Annotated in this window: 13 protein-coding genes; 5 read left to right on the plus strand and 8 right to left on the minus strand. The window is 63.8% G+C overall.

Annotated features, from left to right (window positions below):
* Positions 1 to 26 precede the first annotated feature (26 nt).
* Positions 27 to 2,696 (plus strand): M48 family metalloprotease, encoded by a 2,670-nt coding sequence (locus ACFRJ9_RS12985; protein ID WP_377668439.1) that lies wholly within the window; start codon positions 27 to 29, stop codon positions 2,694 to 2,696.
* 9 nt (positions 2,697 to 2,705) lie between these two features.
* On the opposite strand, the gene ACFRJ9_RS12990 is transcribed toward ACFRJ9_RS12985, so the two are convergent.
* From ACFRJ9_RS12990 to ACFRJ9_RS13020, 7 genes are all read right to left on the minus strand, one after another.
* Positions 2,706 to 3,872, minus strand: a complete 1,167-nt coding sequence (locus ACFRJ9_RS12990) for a serine hydrolase domain-containing protein (RefSeq protein ID WP_377668442.1) — start codon at positions 3,870 to 3,872, stop codon at positions 2,706 to 2,708.
* A gap of 132 nt (positions 3,873 to 4,004) precedes the next feature.
* Entirely contained in the window at positions 4,005 to 5,375 is a 1,371-nt protein-coding gene (locus tag ACFRJ9_RS12995) for a DUF3100 domain-containing protein (RefSeq protein WP_377668444.1), read from the minus strand.
* Positions 5,372 to 6,598 carry an amidohydrolase gene (locus ACFRJ9_RS13000; RefSeq protein ID WP_377668447.1) on the minus strand — a complete coding sequence of 409 codons (1,227 nt, stop codon included), beginning with the start codon at positions 6,596 to 6,598 and terminating at the stop codon, positions 5,372 to 5,374. The genes ACFRJ9_RS12995 and ACFRJ9_RS13000 overlap by 4 nt, the downstream gene beginning before the upstream one ends.
* A 12-nt stretch (positions 6,599 to 6,610) precedes the next feature.
* Positions 6,611 to 8,158 carry an aldehyde dehydrogenase family protein gene (locus tag ACFRJ9_RS13005; RefSeq protein WP_377668449.1) on the minus strand — a complete coding sequence of 516 codons (1,548 nt, stop codon included), beginning with the start codon at positions 8,156 to 8,158 and terminating at the stop codon, positions 6,611 to 6,613.
* Between the two features lie 45 nt (positions 8,159 to 8,203).
* The gene (locus ACFRJ9_RS13010) at positions 8,204 to 9,109 is read right to left on the minus strand and encodes an NAD(P)-dependent oxidoreductase (protein WP_377668452.1); all 906 of its coding nucleotides are present in this window, start codon (positions 9,107 to 9,109) and stop codon (positions 8,204 to 8,206) included.
* A 67-nt stretch (positions 9,110 to 9,176) separates the two neighbouring features.
* The gene (locus ACFRJ9_RS13015) at positions 9,177 to 10,064 is read right to left on the minus strand and encodes a MurR/RpiR family transcriptional regulator (RefSeq protein ID WP_377668455.1); all 888 of its coding nucleotides are present in this window, start codon (positions 10,062 to 10,064) and stop codon (positions 9,177 to 9,179) included.
* Between the two features lie 188 nt (positions 10,065 to 10,252).
* Positions 10,253 to 12,184: an FAD-binding monooxygenase gene (locus ACFRJ9_RS13020; protein ID WP_377668458.1), complete on the minus strand. Its 1,932-nt coding sequence runs from the start codon at positions 12,182 to 12,184 to the stop codon at positions 10,253 to 10,255.
* A gap of 159 nt (positions 12,185 to 12,343) precedes the next feature.
* Between ACFRJ9_RS13020 and ACFRJ9_RS13025 the strand changes: the two genes are divergently transcribed.
* Positions 12,344 to 13,294 carry a 5'-3' exonuclease H3TH domain-containing protein gene (locus ACFRJ9_RS13025; protein WP_377668460.1) on the plus strand — a complete coding sequence of 317 codons (951 nt, stop codon included), beginning with the start codon at positions 12,344 to 12,346 and terminating at the stop codon, positions 13,292 to 13,294.
* Between the two features lie 156 nt (positions 13,295 to 13,450).
* Positions 13,451 to 14,008 (plus strand): hypothetical protein, encoded by a 558-nt coding sequence (locus ACFRJ9_RS13030; RefSeq protein WP_377668462.1) that lies wholly within the window; start codon positions 13,451 to 13,453, stop codon positions 14,006 to 14,008.
* A 67-nt stretch (positions 14,009 to 14,075) separates the two neighbouring features.
* Here ACFRJ9_RS13030 and ACFRJ9_RS13035 read toward each other — a convergent pair whose 3' ends face one another.
* The gene (locus ACFRJ9_RS13035) at positions 14,076 to 15,164 is read right to left on the minus strand and encodes a fatty acid desaturase family protein (protein ID WP_377668465.1); all 1,089 of its coding nucleotides are present in this window, start codon (positions 15,162 to 15,164) and stop codon (positions 14,076 to 14,078) included.
* 187 nt (positions 15,165 to 15,351) lie between these two features.
* On the opposite strand from ACFRJ9_RS13035, the gene ACFRJ9_RS13040 reads away from it, so the two are divergent.
* Together ACFRJ9_RS13040 and ACFRJ9_RS13045 are read left to right on the plus strand one after the other, a co-directional pair.
* Complete coding sequence (locus ACFRJ9_RS13040) at positions 15,352 to 15,771, plus strand: YciI family protein (protein ID WP_377668467.1); 420 nt, start codon at positions 15,352 to 15,354, stop codon at positions 15,769 to 15,771.
* Between the two features lie 49 nt (positions 15,772 to 15,820).
* Positions 15,821 to 17,092 (plus strand): RNA polymerase sigma factor, encoded by a 1,272-nt coding sequence (locus ACFRJ9_RS13045; protein ID WP_377668469.1) that lies wholly within the window; start codon positions 15,821 to 15,823, stop codon positions 17,090 to 17,092.
* Positions 17,093 to 17,393: the final 301 nt, after the last annotated feature.

Here is a 17,393-nt window from a genome sequence, read left to right on the forward strand (position 1 = left end):
TGTTTTCCCGCGGATGAGCGTGAATCGTGGAACCCCCGGCAGTGTGGCACGGCACGGGCGTTACGCGGGTGCGCGTCCTTTCCTTCCCGGCGCCGTCAACGGGCCACTACCTCGCCTTTATCCTTGCGCTCTTGACCGCCGGCTCCTTCGTAGGGAACTGGCTGCACAACGAGGTTGTCGGCGAGGCCTGGACACAGGCCGTACTGGCCTGCGAAGTGAATGTTCCGGCGGCGGAGGCAGCCGGCGGAGACATCGCGATCTTCACCCGCGTGGACGCAGTACAACGCTGCCAGTATCCGGCGGAACTGGTGAGGGTCATGTGGTCCTTGGCCGGAGCGGCTGCCGTTGGTATCGCCGCATTGGCACTCGTGTTCGTGCGACCGGTGTTCGTTCGCAGGCGGCGGCACCTGACTGAACCGACGCCGGCCATGGCAGCTTCGCTGCAGCGGGTTGCCCTTCTTTCCCGCGAAGCAGGATTGGGTCAGCCGCCGAGGGTGCTGGTAGGTCCAAGCGGCATGCGGGATCCGTTCTGCTTCGGAGCACCGGGACGGTACACCGTGGCCATGCCGCGCAAGCTCATCGCCCTGCTGCAGCGCCCGGGTGTTCACGATGCACTGCTCCGGCACGAACTGGCCCACATCAGGCACCACGATGTGGCGCTGGCCTGGCTCGCCAGAAGCGTCTGGTACGTTGCGGGCCCGCTTCTGCTGCTTCCCGTTGCCTGGGCCCTTGTCAGCGGCGACGGATCGCTGCTGCCGACCTATCTTTGGCGTGCGGTGTTGCTGGGCCTGGTTATTGAACTCACCACGGCGGCCCTGTTGCGATCGCGGGAGCTGGACGCCGATCTCGCCGCAGCCCAACGGCCCTCGGACCTGGCAGACCTCCAAAGCTGCTTGACCGGGATCCGGCCGTCCGTTCCTTTGCCTGCATGGCGCGCGTGGATTGCCAGGCACCCAAAGCCGACCGAGCGGCTCAACGTCCTTCGGGCGCCCGAGATCGCCGCTGCCTTGCGTTGGACCGACGCCGCAGCGCCGGCCTTCCTGGTTGCCATGGCAGTTCCCCTGGCAGTCACCATCGTCACCACGTTCACCGCCGGACTCGGCCAAGGACTGTTCTCCTTCGTTGTGGGCGCATTACTCCTGGGACCTGTACTGGCATTCACCGTGGGCTTCGCGATCTGGCGGGCGGAACTCATGCGCAATGCCTCTGCACCACCCCGAAAAGCCAAGGACATGCGGTGGGTTGCGGTTGCGGGTGTCGGATTGGGCCTGACGGCGGGACAGTTGGCGTCCCTGGCCCAAACAGGCATTGACGTGACGGGCCTGGAGGCAGGTCCTTCGATTTTCATCCCGGCGTTGCTGGGCATGGGTGCAACCGGCCTGGTTGCGGGCCTTTCAGAGATCTACGGGCTGGTGGCCCGGCTGGCGCGAACCGCGGCGGTGGCCTGGGTGACGGGACTTGTGGCCACCACCGTGCTCTTCACGGTATCTGCGTGGGTGTGGGTTTCCCTCCAGTTCGGGCTGGAAAAAGTGGGGTGGGAAGGGACGCGGCTCTGGTTGGTGACTGCGCTCGCCTGGCCACCCTTGCTGTGGAGCGTCGCGCTCCTGGTGCTGGCCGCCGTCGTAAGTCTCTTCCTTGCCCCGACAGCGGGGTGGCGGGCGCTGCCGGGATGGCTCGGCGGGGCGCACGACTGGCCCGCGGCTCAACGGGTGGACACTCCCGCCCCGTTCACGCCCGGCCTGATCCAGACACTCGTGGTGGGGACGCTGGTGGGCTGCCTGACAACCGCGGCTATTGTGGTGTGGCGCGTTACGAGCGGACCTGCCAATACCGACGCCGAGAAGGAAGTGCTGTTCTACAGCATCCTCTGGATCACCGCTGGATCGTGGGCGGCAGTGAACGTCGCTGCGGCCTTGGTGCAACCGGCACGAGGCGGTGCTTTGTCCTTGGTGGCCGGACCGTTGGCTGTCTTGGTGAGCGTCCTGGGATTCGCGGTCCTGAACACTGTCAGGGGCGGTGACTTCTCCCTTTCCTTCATTGCCCTCATGTTGTGGCCCGCGCTAGGGCTTGGCTTTGTGCTGACTCTGGCCACGTCCGTGCTGTTTGCCAGGCCAACCCGGCCCGGCGGCATGACCCGGTCCGGCTGGTCGGCCCGGACAGGCGATGGAGCGGCCAAAGCATTGGTCCCGGCTGTCAGCGGAGCCTTGGCTGTCTGCTTCGCGGCCGGCGCAATCGCTGCCGCGCCGGCATTGGTCTCCGCTCCGGCAACGCCGAACATGTCCACAGGGCAGCTCAACAACGACCAAGGACAGCTCTATGCCCTCGGAATCGCGCAAGAGTTCCTGGCTGACTACGAGTCGATGGACAATCAGCTCAAAGCCGCCGGACAGGTCGTCGGCAGCGATCCTGCCGTCTTTTCCCGTTACATGCGGTCGGTGACCATCCCCGCTGTCAGCGGCCTACGGACAAAAGCCGAAGCCTACAAACCGCCGACGGAAACAGTTCAGGCCGTCCACGCCCACTTTGTCGAGGCCATGCAGCTTTGCGAAGAGAAGGCGCTCCTGTTCCTTCAGGCCGTGGAACTCAACGATCCTGCCCGGTTCGAGGAAGCGCTGGTTCGGCAGACCGCAGAGCGGTCCGAGCTGAACGCCTGGATCAGGGGAGTGGTGGAGCTGCAGGTATCCACGGATTCATGATGGCAGACCTCACTGGCATAGGCGGTCCAGCGTCTCTTGGGCGGCGGACTCCATCTGCGATGCGTACAATCCGACCCTTCGCTCTGCCGTCGCATCATTGCCCGAAGCCGGCAACGGCGGAAGTGCCATGGCCAAGGTGACTTGGCTGCCGCCGTCGTTGCTGGTGATTGACGTTGTCAGGTAGCCGTAGACGATCCCGCCATGACCGTAGCGGTAGCCCGCACTGCACCCATCGCCCGAACGCATGAGACCCAGGCCGTAATCGCCCAACCCGGTCTTCTTCATTTCCTCGACGGACGCAGGGGCGAGCAGCTTGCCGGACAGCAGCGCGCGGTAGAAGTCATTGATATCTCCGGTAGTGGACACAACGCCGCCTGCCGGGGACCCCACCAGCCCCTCGGACTGGGTGACGTCCAGCTGCCGGCCGCCGTCCACGATGTATCCGTGGAGGTTGTCACCGGCTGTCCGGTCAGGCTCGGACAAGGAGGTCTTATCCAGCCCCAACGGCTCAAATACGTCGGACTTCAAGGCGTCACCCAACGGCTTGGAACGCAGTTTTTCGATCAGCAAGCCAAGAGCGAGGTAGTTGGAATTGGAGTAGTTGAAGTAACCGACATTCCTGGATTCCCAAGGCAGGTTTGCCGCCAGGTGCAATCCTTCCCGCATGCTCAGCCTGGTTCCCGCCACCTCCTTGACGGACAGCCTCTCGTGCAGCGGTCCAAGGTAATCGGGCATGCCAGATGTGTGATTGAGCAGTTGACGTACCGTGACCGGCCCCGGCGGATGGAGTGCGGGCTCCACGGCCTCCAGGAATTCGTTCACGGGATGGTCGAGTTCGATGAGGTCCTGGTCAACCAGTTTCATGACTTCCGCCGCCACCATCGACTTGGTGACGCTGCCAGCGGAGAACCGGTCCTGGGCTCGGGCTGCCTGCGCACCTTCCAAGCTGCGCACACCGTAGGACCCCGACCATTCGCCCGCCGGCCACCGCACCTGGACCACTACCGAGGTGGCGCCGTCGTCCACGAAATGCTGAATGGTCCGTTCCAAGGAGTCCGTGGGAGCCGCCGCTGCCGCCGGAGACGGGGACGGCACGGGGGTACCGCCGGTGCAACCGCTCAGAAACCAGCCGCTGAACATGAGCACCAGTAAAGACGCGATGCGCCGATGACTCATAGGCCTGTTCTACGCCCCGGCCCCGCGAAAAACCAGAGCCCAAGGCTGCCGGAACAGAAAGGCCCGGCAGGTCCCCGCAAAGGGAACCTGCCGGGCCGCCACGTTTCCTGTTTGCCTGGCTCTCTTAGCCGCCTAGTGCCAGAGTCCGAGGGCAAACTCCGCGATCACGGTAGACAACAGGAAGGATGCCGTAATGGCGACCAGGCCAACCGGGATGATTTTCCAGCCAATGTTGCGCAGCAGCGGGATGTCCTTGCCCAGTGACAGCCCGGCGAGGGTCAGCATGACAGTTGCGATGGAAAGGAAGTCGACGGTCTTGACGGCCTCATTGAGGACACCCGATCCAAAGAACCAAGGGCTGGAAATGTAGGCACCGATGGTGGTGATGAAGACAATGGCCGAGACCTTCCGGGTGACCTTTGCCAGCGCCAGGCTCACCAGGACCAGTGCCAGCATGATCCCGTAGCCGGCCAGGATGGACAGGCTCAGACCCTTCGCGGCCACCGCTGCCGTGCCGACGCCCAACACCGTCAGCACCGAGAGGGAAAGCCAGAGCGGAAGCTTGATAGCTGCCGAGGACTTTGCCACCTCTTCACGGAACTGCCTGTTCTGCTCCGCCTGGGCCTCGTCCAGCTCCACCTCTGCTGCCGAGCGGGCCTGGGGGACAGAACCGGCCGTCGCCATCCGGGCTTCCTTGTTGCGGGTGAGGACCTTGTAGAAGCGGTCGGCGACCGGCAAGGCGATGTAGATGCCGACGTACACGCCCAAGATGGTGGTGATGAGGTTGGAGACCGCGGCCATGCCAAGGATGGCCTCCTGGTCGCCGGGGTATGCTGCGATGATGCTCGCTGCCGAGGCCGCCATCATTGAGCCTGAACCCACACCCGCACCCATGGCGAGCGCCAGGGGATCAAAAATCTTCCAGTTGGCCACCAACGAGGTAAGAAGCGTAATGAAGATGGCGCCAAACAGGGTGCCGAAGACGTACATGGCCAGTACACCGCGGTACTGATCGGAATCCGGACCGTACTTCTCGGAAACCATGGCGAAGGACGGTTCGCGGTCCAGGGAGAACGTTGCACCGACGGTGGCCTTTCCCATTCGCAACAGGACGGCGAGGGGAAGGGCCAGGACGATGGTGCCCAGAAGGTGCCCCACTTCCTGCAAGAGCAGGGCCGGACCTGCCTTGATGAGGCTCGGCAGGCTCGGGCCGATGTTGAACGCCAACCGCGCCACGAGGAGCAGGACGGCGACGCCCACCAATGCAGCGGCTACGCGTTGAAGGTCAAGGCCCAGGGGCTTGAACTTCTGGATGGAAACGAGGAGGCCAAGAATCAAGCCCCAGACCATCGGGAAAATGATGATGGCGCCGATTCCAAGATCAATCTTGGCCTGGCCGATGAACTGAACGGCAAGCGCGATGACAAACGCCAATGCAGCGATAGGAAGCGTAAGCCGGGTCCCGGCTTTGTCCGTCCGCGCGGTGTGGGTGCTGGTGCTCATGATGCTGCTTCCTGGGTAGTGGCTTCGCGGCGGTAAGCTGCCGTGACGAAGCGTTCTCTTTGGTGGGGATTGGTGGCGGCGCCGGCTATTGTCCACGCCAGTGCCGTAGCCGCCTCAAACATCACGCCATAAGCCTCAGGCGTGTTCGCCAGGGCGGCGAAGTCGTGCGAGTGGATGGGAACGTTGGCTCCCGGGATGCTCAGCCATGGGTGCAGTGACGGAATGACCTGCGAGATGTTTCCCATGTCCGTTGACCCGCCGCCCATGCCCGCGGCCGGTGAGGTGTCCTTACCGAAGGCGTCCATGGCGTGGGTCCAATGCGCGGCAAGGTCGCCGTCCTGGAGGAGGGGCTCATAAAGAGGTTCGGCCGCAGTGATCTCCAGGGTGGTACCCGTGGCCACCGCCGCGCCTTCGAAGCAGCGCTTCACCCGCTCCAGCAGGGCTTGGTACTCAGGCAACGTGAATGCTCGGCATTCAAACGGAACCACGGCACGGTCCGGGATGATGTTGGTGACGTGTCCTGCCTCCGCCACGTAGCAGGCGATGCGATGATCTCCTGGAATCTGTTGGCGGAGCAAACCTACGGCCACTTGGCTCAACACCGCGGCATCCCCGGCATTCACGCCCAGGTGCGGTGCGGCTGCGGCGTGGGCTGCCTTGCCTGTGAAGACTGCCTCGTAGCGGCCCACTGCCTGCGCGGTAGTGCCCGCGGGGTTGTACGTCACGCCGTCCTGGACAGGGTGGACCATCAAGGCAAGGCCAACCCCGTCGAAGGCACCCCGCTCCAGCAGAAGAACCTTGCCGCCACCGTGCTCTTCAGCAGGGGTACCGATGGCCTTCAGCGTGATGCCAAGCTCATCCACATGGGGCAGAAGGGCAAGGGCAGCAGCCACGGACGCTCCTGCGATGAGGTTGTGCCCGCAAGCATGTCCAACTGACGGGAGAGCATCATATTCGACGCACAAGGCCACGGTCAGCTCACCGCTCCCGGCGCTCGCAGTAAAGGCAGTGGGCAGATTCCCGGTGCCTTTGGTGACGTCAAAGCCGGCCCCGGCCAGCAGGGCTGTGATGGCCTCGGCTGCCCGGAATTCCCGGAACGAGATCTCGGGGTTGGCGTGCAGGTCTTCAGAGAGGGCCTGAACGCGGGGCTTCCAGGATTCGACGCCTGATTTCAGGGCCGTGCGAAGCTCCTCCTCGCCGGGAGCGCTGTCAATGGTTTCCATGGGTATTCCCTCTCAGTAGGACAAGGACGGGAAGGGGGAACCGGCGGCCCTGGTAGGTACCCAGATCGCTTTGGTTTGCGTGTACTCGTCCAGGACGCCCGGGCCGGATGAACGGCCGTGGCCGGAATCGCCGAAACCGCCGAAGGGGACGGCCACGTGGATGGTTTTGTAGGAGTTGATCCAGAATGTCCCGGCTTTCACTTCGCGGGCGATGTGGTGGGCGCGGGAAATGTCCGATGTCCAGACCGCCCCGGCCAGTCCAAAGTTGGTGTTGTTCGCGCGGGCGATTGCTTCGGCTTCGGTATCGAACGCGTCTGCGCCGACCACAGGACCGAACACCTCCGTTGTCTCCAGGCGGTTGGCAGGCGTGACGCCATCCAACAACGTGGGCATGATCCAGTGACCGCCGGCCAATGCGGAACCAGCCAACGACTCAGGGAGGCTTTCGCTGGTGACCCGCCGGCCGCCGTCGTGCATTCCGGCCTCGATCAGCGAGGTGACCGTGGAGAACTGCTGGGCCGTAATGATGGGCCCCACCTCGGTGTCCGCGTTAAGCGGGTCACCGACCCGCAGGCGGGCGGCACGATCGGCTACCAGCTCGATGAACCGGGCGTGGACACTTCGTTCGACCAGGAGGCGGGAGCCGGCGACGCATGACTGGCCGGCACCCGAGAAGATCGCGGAAATGGCGCCGTCGGCGGCACGATCCAGATCGGCGTCGGCGAAAACGATGTTGGCGCTCTTGCCACCAAGCTCAAGCAAGGCTGGAATTCCTGCTTGTGCGGCGGCTACGGCAACCCGGCGTCCTGTGGGTACCGAGCCGATGAAGCTGATCTTGCCCACGCGCCGGTCCGTGGTGAGGGTGGCTCCAACGGTCTGGCCGAGTCCCGTGGCGACGTTGAAGACGCCGTTGGGGATTCCTGCCTGGTGTGCCAGCTGCGCAAGCCGGACCGTGGTGGCCGGTGTGAACTCGCTGGGCTTGATGATCACTGCGTTGCCCGCGGCAAGGGGAGCAGCTGAGTTCCAGCCGGCGGTGAACAGCGGGGCGTTCCACGGGGTGATGGCAACTACGACGCCCCAGGGCACACGTTCGGTGTAGGTGTGCCACGGCCCGGGAACGGGGATGGTCTGGCCCGTGAGCTTGTCGGCCCAACCGGCGTAGTATCCGAACATCTCGGCAACCTTGGCAGCCTCGACACGGGCGTCACGGATGGGCTTGCCTGTGGTGGCCGATTCGAGGACCGCCAGTTCCTCTGCGTGCTCCTCCACCACACGGCTGACGTTGCGCAGGATGGCGGCCCGCTCGAACCCGTTCAACTTTGCCCATGCTGCCGCGCCGCGGACGGAGCTCTCCAGGATGGCGTTGGCGCCCTCTGAAGCAGGGTCCGCATAGCTGGCGAAAGGCTCGCCGGTGGCCGCAGAGGTGAGCGTGATGTGCTCGCCCGAACCCGGGACGATCTTTCCGTCGAGGAACGCGCCTATGCCCGTGGGGAAGGCTGCGTCCAGGACCGCGCGGGCAGTGGCCGTGGAGGATGTGGCGGGGGCTGTGGTGATGCTCAAAGTATTTGTCCTCTGTTACTGGTTGCTGAGGTGGGCTGGCAGGGATCAGGCCGCGGTGGTGGTGCCCGGGGCTCCCGCGGGCGTGATGGACGGCGCTACTGACCTGGCGATTTCCGTAAAGTCCGCAGTCGGCCCCAGGGCTGCGAGGGCTTCCTGCCACTGGCCGGCCGCCGCGGCGAGCAGTTCCGGCTGCTCTCCGATTTGCCGGGCTATGTCGATCGCCAAGGCGGCGTCGCGTGCCATGAGGCCCATCGAGAACCCGGAATCGTGGGAACCCGTCAAAACCCACGCGGGGTACATATTGGCCGAGACCTTGCTGCCCCCGGAGGCATTGCTGATGCTTTCGGCGGCTACGGCAGCGTCGATGCCGTACGCCTTGGCGATTCCCAGGGCCTCACCTACTGAGACGAGATTTGCTGCGGCAAGGACGTTGTTGAGGAGCTTCACAACGTTGCCGCTTCCGGGACCGCCGAGGTGGCCGTAGTTCCCGCCCGTCAGCGCGTCCAGGACTGGAGCGGCTGCGGCCAGGGCGGCCTCTGTGGCACCAACGAAAGCGCTCAGCGTCCCGCTCGCGGCGCCGTCGCGACCTCCGGAAACCGGAGCATCAACAAAGGCGGCGTCGCGGGATTCGGCCAAGGCTGCCATTGACTTGCTGGTACCGGGCTCGGACGTGGTGGTGTCAATGATCGCGATGGTGCCGGGTTCGCCCAGCAGCGCCGGAACGGTGGCCTCGACGATTTTGGCCGATGGCAGGGACAGGACCGCGTAGGGGGTTCCCGCCAGATCGTTGAGGTTCGCGGTAGTTGCGATGCCCGTCGCTTCGGCTGCGGTGCGTGCCGCTTCGGAGGGGTCGAATCCAGTGACGTCCCAGCCGGCGCGGTGCAGGGTGGAAGCCATCGCTCCGCCCATGGAGCCGAGGCCGATGACGGCGATGCGGCGGTTGTTGCTCATGAGGTACTCCTAGGTCTTGATAGCGAAAGAAGAGGGGCCGCCAACCGTGGCAGCTATGGCCCAGGTGTCAGTCCAGGTAGATGTCCAGGTCTTTCCACAACTGCTGGGTCCGCCGGATGGCGGTTCGGCTGCGTTCAGGATGGGCAGCTTCCATGCCGGCCAGCAGCCCGTACACCATCGAATTTGCGGCAGTGACGGACTGGAAGAAGGAAATGCCTTCGGAGGCGACCACCAGGAGGTGGTCTGCTGCGTCGGCAAGGCGGCCACGGCGCATGTCGGAGATGGCGACGACGGTAGCTCCGGATTGCTTGGCAGCCTCGGCTGCGATGATGATGTGCTTGACGGACCGCCACATGTTGATGACCACAAGGACGTCGCCTTCGCCCAACTGGTTGGTGCTTGACGCAAGATGCACTCCGGCCCGGTTCTCCAGGGCGATGGGGTAGCCCATGGTGGAGCCGAGGTGGGCCATGACGCTTGCCGGCCCCGCGAAGGATCCGATGCCGATCGCCGTGATGGACTTAGCCGAAGCCAGGGCGGCTATGGCTGCCTCCACGTCCTCGGCCGTATTCGAGTCGAGGGTGAGCCGGAGGTTCTCGATGTCATGGTTCAGTGCATCGTGGAGCGGACTGCGGTGTTCGCCGTGTTCGATCAGGGTGTCTTCGGTGGAGATCATCACCAAGTACCTGGAGCGGAGTTCCCGCTGCAGGTCCGGCCAGCCGCGGTAGCCGAGCCGTTGGGCTGTACGGACCACCGTGGAGTTGTTGACGTCCGAGCGTTGGGCGATTTCTGCGATGTCCGCGTAGGACGAGAGCTGCGGGTTGCGGGCGATGACTTCCACTACCCGTGCCTGCGACTTGGAGAGCGTGACGTCGGGGAGTGCGTCGCCCAGCCAGGCGTGGTCCGAGGACTCCCTGGCAGCCGTGATGGCACCGGTCTCGTCGTTGGCTTTCACTTCCACGCTCCTTGTAACGCACGTCACTCTGCAAACCGCATTGCAATAAAGATACTCTGCAATCTGGTTTGCGACCAGATGTTTCCGTTACAGGGATGTAAAACTTCGCTGAGACTCCATGGCCGGGCCGTTAAACCAGAACTGCCGGGTAGCCCGTGGAGGACTACCCGGCAGTTCCGGATCGCTGCCTAGGCCTGGTTGCTGACCAAGCCGTCCGCGCCGACGCTTTCGCCGCTGCGTGCAGACAGGAGAGGTGTGAAGAACGCGGCAAGCTCTGCTGTCGCTGTCAGCGGCAGCACGTTCGCGACGTACTGGTCCGGCCTCACCACCACAACCACTCCGTCACGGCTGAGACCGCGCTGGTCGAAGATGTCGGCATTCGGGTCCGTGCCGAACACCTTCTCAAGGTAGTTGAGCTTGAACGGTCCTACCGTCGGCTTGAAGGCCGCCGGGACGGCGTTGATGTCGATTCCGGTATGGTCCTGCTGGTAGATCACCTTCAGGTCGATCCACGCGTCGCGGTCAAGGTTCGACGGCGTTGCGGCCAACGGCGAGTCCGGAGCGTTCGCGACCCAGTCGGCAAAGTCCGCTACCGGCCCGTCGGTACCCGCCTGAGCGGCATCGGCGAACACATAGATACGCCAGCGACCGTCGGCCTTGGCGTGATGGCCTAGATGCATGGGGTTTGTATCGCATACACGGAGGACCGGCGCGGACTTGAACCGTTTGCCGATGGGGAAACCAGCGGCGAGCTCTTGGTGTTGGGACTCGGCGATCACCAAAGAGGGGGCGTATTGGGTCATGAAACCCGCAGGGAATTCCGCGGTCCTGGTGTAGAAGTTTTCCAGTTCAGTGGGGTCCTCGAACTCTTCCGGCTTCTTGGCCATGAGCGTGGACCACTGCTTGTCGAAGTCGATCAGGTTCTTGGCCACTACCTGGCGCTCGGCCGAATACGTGTCCAGGAGGCTTTCCGGACTGCGGCCTTCCAGGACATGTCCTAGCTTCCAGCCGATGTTGAAACCGTCCTGCATGGAGACGTTCATTCCCTGGCCCGCCTTGGCGCTGTGCGTATGGCAGGCGTCGCCGGTAATGAACACACGGGGGGTCCGGGTGCCGCGCTGCTCCGGCAAGACGTCGTCGAACCTGTCCGTCAGGCGGTGACCAACCTCGTACACGCTGTGCCACGCGACATTGCGCACGTCCAGCGTGTAGGGGTGAAGGATGTCGTTGGCCTTCTGGATGATCTGCTCAATGGTGGTCTTGCGGACGGCGCCGTGATCGTCTGCGGCCACCTCTCCGAGGTCGACGTACATGCGGAAGAGGTGGCCGCCCTCGCGGGGGATTAGCAGGATGCTTCCGCCGCTGCCGGACTGGATGGCGCACTTGGTGCGGATGTCCGGGAAATCGGTGACGGCCAGGACGTCCATGACGCCCCATGCGTGGTTGGCCTGATCTCCGGCGAGGTGGCAGCCGATTGATTCACGCACCTTGCTGCGTGCCCCGTCTGCACCCACAACGTACTTGGCGCGGATGACACGTTCCTGGCCCTCGTTCGGTCCGGACGTGTGGCCCAGAGTCACGGTGACCGGGTACTCGCCCTCGCCTGTCAGGGTGAGTCCCTTGAATTCGTAGCCGTAGTCCGGCGTCATGCGGGCGGGGGAGTTGGCCATGAACTCCGCGAAGTAGTCAAGGACACGGGCTTGATTGACGATCAGGTGCGGGAACTCGCTGATGCCGGCGGGGTCATCCACGGCTCGCGCGGAGCGGACGATGCGCGAGTGGTCTGCGGGGTCCGGCTTCCAGAATGCCATCTCCGTGATGCGGTAAGCCTCGGCGATGATGCGCTCAGCGAAGCCGAAGGCCTGGAACGTCTCGACGCTGCGCGCCTGGATGCCATCGGCCTGGCCAATGGCGAGCCGGCCCGGGCGCCGCTCCACGATGCGGGTAGTGACGCCCGGGAACTGGGACAGTTGCGCCGCGGTCAGCATGCCGGCAGGGCCGCTGCCCACAATGAGGACGTCAACGTCGTCGGGAAGCTCGGCTGGGCGGTTGACTCCGACGCCGGCGGCCGGCTCGATTCGCGGGTCACCTGATACGTAACCGTGGTGGTGGAACTGCACGGGCTTTCCTCACTTCTTTGTGGGCTGTAGTTCTCGTCGATTGTTCAATAATCGAACAGGCTGTTCTATTATCGCTCAGACAATCGTAATGCTGGTCACAATAGCGATCAAGTCTTTGCGCCAGAACCTGCGGCGGTTCCTTCTGAATGCCTGACCGGCATGTCAGGATCAGGTATGCCACGACTGATGCTCCTTGATACGGCCTCGCTCTACTTCCGCGCTTTCTACGGCGTGCCGGACACGATCCGCCGTTCCGACGGGACACCCGTCAACGCCGTCCGAGGACTGATGGACATGATCGCCCGGCTCACCACCGACTACCAGGCAACGCACCTCGTCGCTTGCTGGGACAACGATTGGCGCCCCCAATGGCGTGTGGATCTGATCCCCAGCTACAAGTCGCACCGGGTGGCTGAAACCGTTCCCAATGGTCCCGACATAGAGGTGGTCCCCGATCCCCTGGAGGCGCAAATCCCCCTGATCCGGCATATGCTGGACCTCGCCGGCATAGCAGTGGTGGGCGTCGACGAGCACGAAGCCGACGACGTCGTAGGTACGTATGCCAGCCAGGCTCAACTTCCCACCGATGTGGTGACCGGTGACCGCGACCTCTTCCAGCTCGTGGATGACCAACGCGATGTCCGTGTCATCTACACCGCACGCGGCATGAAGAACCTGGAGGTGATCACCGACGTCGTGGTGGTAGGCAAGTACCGGGTGCTGCCAGGGCAGTACGCCGACTTTGCCACCCTCCGCGGCGATGCCTCGGATGGCCTCCCGGGCGTCGCCGGTATCGGCGAGAAGACAGCAGCCTCACTGCTGGGGGAACACGGCTCGCTGGACGGCCTCCTGGCCGCAGCGGAAGATCCCGACGGCGGGTTGTCGGCCGCCATCCGGGCCAAACTCTCCGCCGCCGCCGACTACCTTCAGGTGGCGCCCGTCGTCGTCAACGTCGTACGGGACTTGAAGGTCCCGACGCTTGAGGACGCGGGAGCTGAACTTCGCCCCGTTACCGGCGAGAATCGCGCAGAGCTTGAGCGGCTGGCAACCGAGTGGAACCTGGGCGGGGCGGTCGCACGGCTGCTGGAGGCACTGGACAAGGCCCACTGAGCAGCCGCGCCACACAGGTTCCTGCTCAGTTTCACAGCCGAATGACAGGTTTGGAACAGCATGCACTGGGGTTGCCCACTCATCGTGTTAAGAGGACGGCACCACCGACCGTCCCTCAGACACGAGCCGTAACCACGGCTACTTGAGGAGAGGTACATGTCGAAAACCAAGAGAATTACGCTGGGCGTCGCAGCCGGAGCGCTGGCTTTGGGTGCAGGGCTGGGCGTCACAAGCATCGCCACAGCTGCCACCACGCCGTCGCCGAGCGCTACGTCGTCGGCAGATGCCGCAAGCCCGGATGCCACCGCTCCGGGCGGCGGCCACGGCAGGCCCGGCGGACACGGGCCGGACCGCGGACAGATCGCCGCGGACCTCGCCAGCAAGCTCGGCGTCGATGAAGCAAAAGTCACCGACGCTTTGAAGGCGTTCCGCGAGGCCAACAAGCCCACCACCCCACCTGCCGAAGGCACCAAGCCGGACCGTACGGCACAGGATGCCGCGCTGGCCAAGTCACTGGCGGCAGCACTGGGCGTCGATGAAGCCAAGGTCACCACGGCCCTGGAAGAAATCCGCACCGCAGCCCAGGAGGAACGCTCCGCCGCGCTGAAGACCAAGCTGGACAAGGCAGTCACCGACGGCAAGCTCACCCAAGCCGAAGCCGACGCTGTAACCAAGGCCATTGAGGCCGGAGTCATCGGAGGAGGCGGCCGCTAAGCAGCAAGCCATTGCGCCGAAAGGTGTTTGAAAAAGGATCCCCCGGAAATACCGGGGGATCCCTTTTTCATCGTGGCCGGAACTGGTCCACCACGGGACATTCAAAGGGGTCGCCCGCGAACAACCCGACGTCATCCAAGTACTTGACCACCAACACGTAGGACGCCGCCAAGCTGGTTTCGGTATACGGAATCCCCAGTTCCTGGCAGCTGCTTTTCACAATCCCGGACGCACGGTGGAGATACGGCCTGGGCATGTCCGGGAAAAGGTGGTGTTCGATCTGGCGATTCAAACCGCCCATCAAGGTGTCCATGAACCGTCCACCGGAAATATTCCGGGCGGTGAGGACTTGACGGTTGAGGAAGTCCGTCCGGCTCGAGGTCGGCAGGACCGGCATGCCCTTGTGGTTGGGAGCGAATGAAGCGCCCATATAGAAGCCGAAGACACCCAGTTGAACGCCCAGGAAAGCAAACGCCAAGCCCATGGGCAGCAACGAGAAAACCAGCACGGGCACAACAACCAGTCGGAGCATGATCACCGGGATCTCCACCCAACGATGATCCACCTTCCGTTGATGCAGCAAATACTTCAACGAATCAACGTGCAGGCTGATCCCCAGAAAGAACAGGAGGGGGAATAGCAGCCACCCCTGCCGGCGGGTGATGCTCACCATGACACCCCGCCGTGCCGCTGCTGCCGCGGGATGAAACGCGATGGCGCCCGTGTGGATGTCAGGGTCCTTGTCGATGACGTTCGGGTAATTGTGGTGCCGTGTGTGCTTCTGGGCCCACATCGCGTAGCTGATCCCTACCAAGCCGGTACCAATGAGCCGGGCAGACCATTCATTCATGCCCTTGGATTTGAACACCTGACGGTGCGCTGCTTCGTGTGCCAGGAATGCGAACTGCGTAAGGACCACACCCATACCCGCCGCGATGAGCAGCTGGAACCACGTGTCGTTGAGCAGAAGGAAGCCGCTCCAGGTGCCGGCCCAAGCGATCATCAGGATGATGAAGATCGTGATGTAAAACCCCCGGCGCCGTTTGAGCAGGCCATCATTGCGCACGGACTTCAGCAGGTCCGAGTAGGTGGTGACGGTCCGGGCTGCTACACCGCGTTCCGGAAGGATCTCGTCGGAAGAGCGTGAACTTGCCATAATGCCTCGGACCACTTGCCGGCGGACTCAACACATCGTTTCCCACCGTCCCTTCAGACTACGCCTGCCCCCGGCGCAAAGACCCGCCAAAATTCTTACGGACGGTTGTCGATTTTCCCTCGCACTGTTCGACCTTGAGGTGAGAGGGTCGAAGGGCGACCTTCCACAACACAGGAGATTGATTGAAATGGCCAAATACATGTTGATCATGCGGGCGACCGACGACTCGTACGCGAAGTTCGAAAACATCGACTTCAACGAAATCCTCGAGGCCATGGGGAAGTTCAACGACGAACTCATCCGCGCCGGTGTCCTGTTGGCCGCTGAGGGCCTGGACGATGCAAAGGAAACCGTGGTGGTGGACTTCACCGGCGAAACGCCCGTCGTTACCGACGGTCCGTACGGTGAGACCAAGGAACTCTTCGGCGGCTTCTACATTCTGGATGTCGCCTCCAAGCAGGAAGCCGTCGAGTGGGCCAGGCGCGCCCCCATGACCGCCGGCACGAAGACTGAAATCCGTCGCGTCACCAGCATCGACGAATTCCCGCAAGACAACGAATGGATCCAGAAGGAGCGTGCTTGGCGCGAGCAGACCGGACAACTCTAGGATCCGGAACAGTCCGGGACCGGACAAAGTCGAGCGGGAAGCGACTCGAGTGAGCAACAAAGAGGCAAGGGCCGCCGTCGAAGCGGTGTGGCGCAGCGAATCCGCCCGCATCGTCGGCGCTCTTGCCCGCTATGCGGGCGATTTCTCCTTGGCTGAAGACCTGGCCCAGGAAGCACTGGCAGAGGCACTCGTGTCGTGGTCCGTTAATGGCGTGCCCGCCCAGCCGGTGGGTTGGTTGCTGACCGCTGGCCGGCGTCGAGCGATCGATACGTTCCGGCGTCACGCCGCCCGCAACGAAAAATATGCGCTGCTGGCCCGTGACCTGTCAGAGGAGGAACCGGGTGTGGATACACTATTTGACCCCTTGGCGATCGACGACGACGTACTTGCGCTGATGTTCATCTCCTGTCACCCGGTGTTGTCCAAGGAGGCCCGGATTGCCCTGACACTGCGGGTTGTGGGCGGTATGGGCTCCGATGAGATTGCCAAAGCGTTCCTGGTGCCTGTTCCCACCATCCAGGCCCGCATCACACGCGCCAAAAAGACGTTGGCCGCCGCGCACATTCCGTTCAGCGTGCCGGAGCAGCACGAAATACCTGAACGTCTGGGGTCCGTGCTGCAGGTTGTTTATCTCATTTTCAGCGAGGGCGCGTTCGCCTCGGCGGGCGATACCTGGATGCGCCTCGAACTAGCCAGCGAAGCACGGCGGCTTGCTCGTATCCTCGTGCGGCTGGCGCCGGAACCTGAAGCATTTGGCCTGCTGGCCCTCATGGAACTGACGGCCGCCCGTTTCCCGGCACGGATCGACCGGAGCGGAAGGCCGGTGCTCCTCGAAGACCAAGACCGACGGCGGTGGGACCAGTCAGCGTTACGGCGAGGCCGCGCAGCACTTGCGACGGCGGTCGCGGCCGGCCGCGGCCTGGGCGCCTACGGCTTGCAGGCGTCCATCGCGGAATGCCACGCAGTAGCCCGGACGGCGGGGGAAACAGATTGGCAGCGGATCGTCATCCTGTACGAGGCACTGGGCCGGCTCGCGCCGTCGCCTGTCGTTGAACTCAACCGGGCAGTTGCGGTGGCCATGGCTTCAGGTCCCGCCGCCGGCCTGGAACTCGTGGATGCCCTGACCAGTCGGGGTGAATTGGGTAGCTCGCATCTGCCACCCACCGTGAAGGGCGAGTTGCTCACAAGGCTCGGACGCCGCGACGAAGCACGTGCGGCTCTAAACCAAGCCTTGGTTTTGTGCGCGAACGCTGCAGAACGGATGGCGCTGGAGCGGAAAATCGCGGAACTGGGGGACGCGGAGCCGGCCGACACCAACTGAACCGACGCGGACGCGGGCCGACCAGTAGCTGTGGAGTTGTCTGGAGCCTGGACGAGATACGTGGACCATGTGCCACGGGCGAAGCCAATCTCAACGGCAGCCCGAAGCACTACTGTTCCGGGGGTCACTGCCGCCTGTGGGACGTATGGAAGGCACATCGGTAGCGCTCGTCCCACGGGGCATGACAGCAAATTTCGCACCACTAACGTGCCTGTTTATGTTTTGAGGGGTGTGTGGTGGTGGTTTTTGCGGGGTGTTTGGTGGGGGTCGATGTGGGGTGGGGGGATGAACCAGGGCACGC

This window comes from Paenarthrobacter sp. NPDC056912, assembly GCF_042786555.1.
Taxonomy (GTDB): Bacteria; Actinomycetota; Actinomycetes; order Actinomycetales; family Micrococcaceae; genus Arthrobacter.

Coding starts and splice junctions, on each gene's coding strand:
- ACFRJ9_RS12990 (WP_377668442.1), bottom strand. CDS start 3,872: ATGAGTCATCGGCGCATCGCGTCTTTACTGGTGCTCATGTTCAGCGGC.
- ACFRJ9_RS12995 (WP_377668444.1), bottom strand. CDS start 5,375: ATGAGCACCAGCACCCACACCGCGCGGACGGACAAAGCCGGGACCCGG.
- ACFRJ9_RS13000 (WP_377668447.1), bottom strand. CDS start 6,598: ATGGAAACCATTGACAGCGCTCCCGGCGAGGAGGAGCTTCGCACGGCC.
- ACFRJ9_RS13010 (WP_377668452.1), bottom strand. CDS start 9,109: ATGAGCAACAACCGCCGCATCGCCGTCATCGGCCTCGGCTCCATGGGC.
- ACFRJ9_RS13025 (WP_377668460.1), top strand. CDS start 12,344: ATGTCAGGATCAGGTATGCCACGACTGATGCTCCTTGATACGGCCTCG.
- ACFRJ9_RS13030 (WP_377668462.1), top strand. CDS start 13,451: ATGTCGAAAACCAAGAGAATTACGCTGGGCGTCGCAGCCGGAGCGCTG.
- ACFRJ9_RS13035 (WP_377668465.1), bottom strand. CDS start 15,164: ATGGCAAGTTCACGCTCTTCCGACGAGATCCTTCCGGAACGCGGTGTA.
- ACFRJ9_RS13040 (WP_377668467.1), top strand. CDS start 15,352: ATGGCCAAATACATGTTGATCATGCGGGCGACCGACGACTCGTACGCG.